Raw genomic sequence first — 7,172 nt, 5'->3', positions numbered from 1 at the left:
GGCGGACCGAGGGATCGAGGGTGCGGTGAACCGGCGCCGAATCCCCAGCCGCCCGCAGCGCCCCGGCGACACCCAACGTGTCCAGGCCGAGCACCGCCACCGGGAGCGGATCGGCGGTCGGGAGATCCGTCAGCGACGTCCACTCCAAGCCGAACAGCGCGTCCCGCTCCACCCCTCGGCCGCGTCCCGTGGCGGCGAACTGCTCGGCCGCGACCGGCCGCAGCACCAGCGACCGCGCCGACAGCACCGGTTCCCCAGCCGCGTCCACCGCCGTCACCGAGACCGCATCAGCATCGGTCCTGGCCAGCCGCACCCGCAGCACCGACGCACCACCGGCGTGCAGACAGACTCCTCCCCAGGAGAACGGCAACCGGCCGCCCTCGGCATCGTCCAGCCCGGCGAACGGCACCGCGTGCAACGCCGCATCCAACAGCGCCGGATGCAACCCGAACGAACCCGCGCTCGACGCCGCCTGCTCAGGCAGAACGACCTCGGCGAACACCTCACCGGCCTCGCCACGCCAGGCCGCCTTCAAGCCCTGGAACACCGGCCCGTAATGGAACCCGCCCGCGGCGAACTGGTCGTACAACCCGTCCAGCTCAATGACGGACGCCCCCTGCGGCGGCCACACCACCGTCTCGAACGGCGCGGCGGCGCTGCCTCCGGCCGTCAGCACACCGGTGGCGTGCTCGACCCACGGCTCCTCATCGGCGGCCTCCGCCGACCGGGCATAGATGCTCACACCACGACGACCCGATCCGTCCGCCGCCCCCACCCACACCTGCACCGCGACCGCATCCCGCTCGCCCAGCACCAGCGGCGCGGTCAAGGTCAGCTCCTCGACCACATCACAGCCGGCCTGGTCACCCGCCCGCACCGCCAGCTCCACGAACACGCTGCCCGGAACCACCACCGAACCCATCACCAGGTAATCGGCCAGCCACGGATGCGACCACAGCGACAACCGCCCGGTGAGCAGCACCCCATCGGAGCCGGCCAGCCCGACCGCGGCCCCCAGCAACGGATGGCCCGTAGCCGCCAACCCGGCAGCCGCCACATTCCCCACCCGCGAACCCGCACCATCAGGCCAGAAACGCTGACGCTGGAACGCATACGTGGGCAACTCCACCCGGTGCCCGCCCGCAAGCACCGACTCCCAGTCCACCACCACCCCACACACATGCAACTGGGCCAGCGCCGCCATGACCGACCGCCGCTCGTCCCGGTCCCTGCGCAGCACCGGCACCATCACCGCGTCAGATCCCGTCACCAGGTCCGCGACGGGCTGATCCTCGGCGGCAAGGGTGTCCTGAGCCATGGCGGTCAGCACCCCGTCGGGGCCGAGCTCCAGATACGCCCGCACGCCCTGGCCGTGCAGCGCCCGGATGCCGTCGGCGAAGCGGACCGCGCCGCGGACCTGCTCCACCCAGTAGTCCGGCGAGCACAACTGCTCGGCCGTGGCCACCTGGCCGGTCAGGTTCGACACCACCGGAACCTGCGGCGCGTTGAAGGTGAGCGTCCGGGCCAGTTCCCCGAACTCTTTCAGCATCGGCTCCATCAACGGCGAATGGAACGCGTGCGACACCCGCAACCGCTTGGTCCGCACCCCCTGACCTTCCAGGGCGGCGGCCACCTCCAGCACCGCCTCCTCCACCCCGGAGATCACCACCGAGGCCGGACCGTTCACCGCCGCGACCGACACCTCATCCTCACGCCCCGCCAGCAGCGCGGCGACCTCCTCCTCGGCGGCCTGCACCGCCACCATCGCCCCACCCGACGGCAACGCCTGCATCAACCGACCCCGGCCCGCCACCAGCACACACGCGTCGGCAAGCGACAGCACCCCGGCCACATGCGCCGCCGCGATCTCCCCGATCGAATGCCCCGCCAGCACATCCGGCTTGACACCCCACGAGGACACCAGCCGGAACAACGCCACCTCAAGCGCGAACAACGCCGGCTGCGCCCACCCCGTCCGATCCAGCGCCTCCGCCTCGGGCGTGCCCGGCTCGGCGAACAGCACCTCACGCAACGGCCCGTCCAGCAACGGACCCAGCTCGGCGATCACCGCGTCCAATGCCTCGGCGAACACCGGGAAGCGCTCATACAGCTCCCGGCCCATCCCCGCCCGCTGGCTGCCCTGACCGGTGAACAGGAATGCGATCTTGTCCCGCCGCCCGCTCTGTCCCAGCAGGACGCCCGCACCCGACCGGCCCTCGGCCACGGCCCGCAGCCCGGCCACGACATCCTCGCGGGCACCGGCCAGCACCGCCGCCCGGTGCTCGAAGACCGATCGCGTCGTGACAAGAGAGAAGGCCATGTCGGCCAGATCCAGATCAGGCTCGGCATCCAGGTACGACGCCAGCCGCTCGGCCTGCGCCCGCAGCGCCTCCGCCGTACGACCCGACACCAGCATCGGGGGCACGCCCGCGGTCGCCGCCGGGTCCCGGTCCTCCGCTCTCGCCGCGATTCGCCGGTTGTTCGGCGCCTGCTCAATGATCACGTGGGCGTTGGTGCCGGTGAGGCCGAACGACGACACCCCCGCCCGCCACGGCCGCTCCACCCGAGGCCAGGACCTGGTCTCGGTCAGCAGTTCCACCGCACCGGCCGACCAGTCCACGTGCGACGACGGCGCATCCACATGCAACGTCCTGGGCAGCACCTCATGCCGCATCGCCATGACCATCTTGATCACACCCGCCACACCGGCGGCCGCCTGCGTATGACCGATGTTCGACTTCACCGAGCCCAGCAGCAACGGCCGATCCTCCGGCCGATCCTGACCGTACGTCGCCAGCAACGCCTGCGCCTCGATCGGATCACCCAGCGTCGTCCCCGTACCGTGCCCCTCGACCACGTCCACATCGGCGGGGTTCAGCCCGGCGCTGCCCAGTGCCTGGCGAATCACCCGCTGCTGCGACGGACCATTCGGCGCGGTGAAGCCATTCGACGCGCCGTCCTGGTTCACCGCCGACCCGCGCAGCACCGCGAGTACCTGATGGCCGTTGCGCTGAGCGTCCGACAACCGCTCCAGGACCAGCACGCCCACGCCCTCGGCCCACCCCGTGCCGTCCGCCGCGTCGGCGAACGCCTTGCACCGGCCGTCAGGCGCCAGCCCACCCTGCCGGGTGAACTCCACGAACGCGCCAGGGGTGGTCATCACGGTCACCCCGCCCGCCAGCGCCAGCGAGCAGTCACCGCTGCGCAGCGCCTGCGTCGCCAGGTGCAACGCCACCAGGGATGACGAGCAGGCGGTGTCCACCGTCACCGCCGGGCCCTCCAGGCCCAGCGTGTACGAAAGCCGGCCGGAGGCCGCGCCCGCGCCCATGCCGGTCCCGACGTTGCCCTCGAGGTCGGCCAGCGAGCTCACCATCAGGTAGGAGTAGTCCTGACCGCTCATCCCGACGAAGACCCCGGTACGGCTGCCGCGCAGCCGGGCGGCGTCGATCCCGGCCCGCTCGACAGCCTCCCACGACACCTCCAGCAGCAGCCGCTGCTGCGGATCCATCGCCAGCGCCTCGCGCGGCGAGATCCCGAAGAACCCAGGGTCGAAGTCCGCGATGTCGCGGATGAAGGCTCCCTTGTCGGTGTCGCTTCGAGGTCGGCCGTCCGCATCATGACCCGACAGCATGTCGAGATCCCAGTCGCGGTCGGATGGGAAGCCCGAGGTGGCGTCACCACCTTCAACGATCAGCCGCCACAAATCCTCAGGGGAGGACACCCCGCCGGGGAACCGGCAGCTCATCGCCACGATGGCGATCGGCTCGGTGGTGACCGCGACCAGCTTCTGGTACTGACGCCGTAGCCGTTCGGCCTCCTTCATGGAGCTCCGGAGCGCCTGTACGACCTGCTCACTGGGCGTATCCATCACAGCCTCCGTACATCGGGCGGGGTCGGGAAACCTGCGGCCGGCGTCACCGGTACAGGACACCCACCGCCGCCGCGTCGATCGCGTCAGTCACCACGTCCCTCTCCGCACACACCGGCACCCGGTGCTCTCGCCTGGCGGAGCGTTCCCGCCAGGGAGGGGAGGCGGTATGCACGACGGGGCTCCCTTTAGCAGGAAGGTCGTCGAGCATGCCATCCATTCGGTGAAGTTAGGCCGATGGCGACTCGGCAAACGCCTAGTCTTTAGCGGGCCTGGCGAAGCCGGCCGGGGCCCCGGGAAAACTAGTGATCCCCCTAATGTCGCCGCGATACCGTGCGGGCACGCCGACGTCAGGACACGAAAGACGTGCACGGCGACGACGGATCCGCACCGGAGCAGACGCCTGCGTGTCACTGGCTGTTCGGCAGTCCGGCTCCCGCGATGGAGGTGTGTGTGATGGGCGAGAGCCGCAAGCCACTGCTGTTCGTGAGCAATCCGGGGGCCGGTGTCTTCAATCCCCTGTGCGTGATCGCCGCCGAGCTGGCCCGGCGTGGTACGGAGGATCTATGGTTCGCGACGGATGAGTCCTGCAGGGCCGACATCGAGAAGATCAGCGAGGGAAGCGGCGTGCGGTTCGCCTCGCTCGGCGAGACCGATCCAAGGCACTCCCCCGCCGACTGGGACGACGAGATGTACCGGCTGGCCACCCAGCGGTCCCGTTGGAAGGCACACCACGCGGTGGTGCGGCGCGGGTTCGACCCGAGCAGTGGGGAGAAGAAGTATCTGGCGCTCGACGCCCTGGTCGAAGAGCTCAAGCCGGCCCTCATGGTCTTCGACAGCGTGAACCCTCTCGCGCTCATAATAGCGCTCAAGAGGAAGATCCCATTCGTCCTCAGCTCGCCTTTCCTGCCGAGCAACCTGCTTATCACCAGGACACCGCGCGGATTCCCCATGCTGCACACCGGGCTGCCCTTGAACATGTCGTTCCAGCAGCGGGTCCACAACACCGTGTTCAAGCTCCGGGCCGGGCTGATGTTCCTGCATCCGACGATGCTGAGGCTCGCGCTCAAAAGCGCCTCGTACGCGAGGATGCTCCAGCTTCCACGGGAGGCGCTCCGCCCATCGTCGAAAATCGACTGTGCCGATGCCGTCCTGTGCTATTCGGTCTTCGGGCTGGAGTACCCGTTCCCCCTTCCGGACAGGTTCCACATGCTCGGCGCCATCATCCCGCCGTTGCCGGAGGCGCCGGACGACGGCGACCTGTCCCGTTGGCTCGACGCCAACCCCTCCGTGGTCTACATCGGACTCGGCACCATCACCCGGCTGACCCGCCACGAGGTACACGCGCTGGTGGAGGTCGCCCGCCGGTTGGACGGCAGGCATACCGTGCTGTGGAAGCTCCCGGCCGAGCAGCAACACCTGCTACCCCCCAGGGACGAGCTGCCACCGAACCTCAGGATCGAGAGCTGGGTTCCCTCCCAGCTCGATGTGCTGGCTCATCCCAACGTCAGGCTCTTCTTCAACCACGGCGGCGCCAACGCGTTCCACGAGGGCCTGTATTTCGGCAAGCCGCAGATCATCCGGCCACTGTGGGTCGACTGCTATGACCAGGCGGTGCGCGGCGTGGACAGCGGAGTCAGCCTCACGGTGGACGATCCGCAGACCATCGACGTCGATGATGTGGTCGGCAAGATCACCCAACTGCTGAACAACCCCGCCTTCCGTGAGCGCGCCGAATTCTTCGCCAAAGTGCAGCGTGAGGCGGGAGGCACCCGAGCGGCCGCCGACCTGATCCTGGGCAACCCGGCGCTGAAATGATCTGACAGGTACTGCCGAAGGACGTGGCGACAGCATGGAAACGCACAGCGGCGATCCGATATCCATCGAGTTCCCGAGGCGGCGGCGCGGGCAGCTCTCTCCCCCGGACGAGTACGCCTCACTCCGGGCGCAGTCGGGGCTGGTCAAGTCGGCGCTGCCCAACGGCAGCACCGTGTGGCTGGTCACTCGACATGATGACGTGCGCACTGTGCTCACCGATCCCCGGATCAGTGCCAGCCCTTTACATGAGGGCTTTCCGACGATCGGGCGCAACGGGACGGTGCCGCCGCCCGACCAGATTCCCGGCTGGTTCGTCGCGTACGACCCACCGGAGCACACCCGCTTCCGCAAGGCTCTGATCCCTGAGTTCACGGTACGGCGGATCGCCGAGCTTCGCCCGGCCGTCCAGCGAATCGTCGACACCTGCATCGACGCCATGCTCAACGCCGGCACCACCGCCGACCTGGTGTCCGCGTTCGCGCTGCCGGTGCCGTCGCTGATCATCTGCGAGTTGCTCGGCGTGCCGCGTACGGACCGCGAGCTTTTCGAGTCGAGGACGCGCATCCTGGTGACCTTCACGTCGACCGACGATGAACGCGAGGAGGCGACCAAGGACCTGCTGCTGTACATCTCCAAGCTGATCACCATGAAGCAGCGGTTCCCCGGCAGGGACCTGACCAGCCGGCTGTTGTCCGCCGGAGTGCTGACTCCCAAGGAGATCTCCGGCGTCGCCCTGCTGCTGCTGATCGCCGGGCACGAGACGACGGCGAACAACATCGCACTCGGCGTGGTCATGCTGCTGCTGAACCGGCAGTGGGTCGGCGCGCCGGGAGTGGTGGAAGAGGTGCTGCGCTACCTGTCCGTCGCTGACCGGGTGGCGCTCCGCGTGGCCGTCGAGGACATCGAGATCGGCGGGCACGTGATCAAGGCCGGCGAGGGCATCGTGCCGCTCGGCGCCGCGGCGAACCACGACCATGCCACGTTCGAGCGGGCCGACGAGTTCGATCCGAGCCGTTCGGCCCGCCACCACGTCGCGTTCGGGTACGGCGTGCACCAGTGTCTCGGGCAGAACCTCGTCAGGATCGAGATGGAGACCGTCTTCGCGTCCCTGTTCCAGCGGATTCCGACCCTTCAGCTCGACATCGCGGTCGAGGACCTGCCGTTCAAGTACACCGGTGTGCTGTTCGGGCTGCATGCGCTCCCGGTCCGTTGGTGACGGAGCGGCAGGCCCCGGCCGGTCACCTGTCAGACCCGGTCTCTCCAAAATGAGGAATGTCATGCGTGTCAATGTGAACGCCCAGCGCTGCATCGGTGCCGGCCAGTGCGTGCTCATCGCGCCGGAGGTCTTCGACCAGAGCGACGAGGGAACCGTCATCGTTCTGGTCGAAGACCTGGACGATTCGGCTCAGGCCGTTATGCGAGAGGCCGTCGTGGCCTGCCCGTCCAGGTCCATCTCGCTGGCCGAAAGCTGAGGACCATACCGAAC

The 7,172-nt window shown here is 68.9% G+C and carries 5 protein-coding genes; 3 read left to right on the top strand and 2 right to left on the bottom strand.

The genetic code is table 11. The features are described from left to right. Positions 1 to 3,868, bottom strand: a 3,868-nt coding sequence (locus ABT130_RS36760; RefSeq protein ID WP_350963532.1) for a type I polyketide synthase, incomplete at its 3' end; no start/stop codon positions are given. 46 nt (positions 3,869 to 3,914) lie between these two features. Continuing rightward, a complete protein-coding gene (locus ABT130_RS36755) occupies positions 3,915 to 4,088 on the bottom strand; it encodes a hypothetical protein (protein WP_350963529.1) in 174 nt (57 codons plus the stop codon). 236 nt (positions 4,089 to 4,324) lie between these two features. Between ABT130_RS36755 and ABT130_RS36750 the strand changes: the two genes are divergently transcribed. The 3 genes from ABT130_RS36750 to ABT130_RS36740 all read left to right on the top strand — a co-directional run bounded on the left by ABT130_RS36750 (position 4,325) and on the right by ABT130_RS36740 (position 7,158). Next, positions 4,325 to 5,686, top strand: coding sequence for a glycosyltransferase (locus tag ABT130_RS36750; protein ID WP_350963526.1), 1,362 nt, complete (start codon positions 4,325 to 4,327; stop codon positions 5,684 to 5,686). 34 nt (positions 5,687 to 5,720) lie between these two features. Further along, positions 5,721 to 6,902: a cytochrome P450 gene (locus tag ABT130_RS36745; RefSeq protein ID WP_350929139.1), complete on the top strand. Its 1,182-nt coding sequence runs from the start codon at positions 5,721 to 5,723 to the stop codon at positions 6,900 to 6,902. Positions 6,903 to 6,963: 61 nt separating this feature from the next. Then, positions 6,964 to 7,158, top strand: coding sequence for a ferredoxin (locus tag ABT130_RS36740; protein WP_326638669.1), 195 nt, complete (start codon positions 6,964 to 6,966; stop codon positions 7,156 to 7,158). The last annotated feature ends 14 nt before the right edge of the window (positions 7,159 to 7,172 follow it).

The sequence above is a fragment of the Streptosporangium sp. NPDC001681 genome (assembly GCF_040298085.1).
Classification (GTDB): domain Bacteria; phylum Actinomycetota; class Actinomycetes; order Streptosporangiales; family Streptosporangiaceae; genus Streptosporangium.
This window is presented reverse-complemented; position numbering and strand designations above follow the sequence as displayed.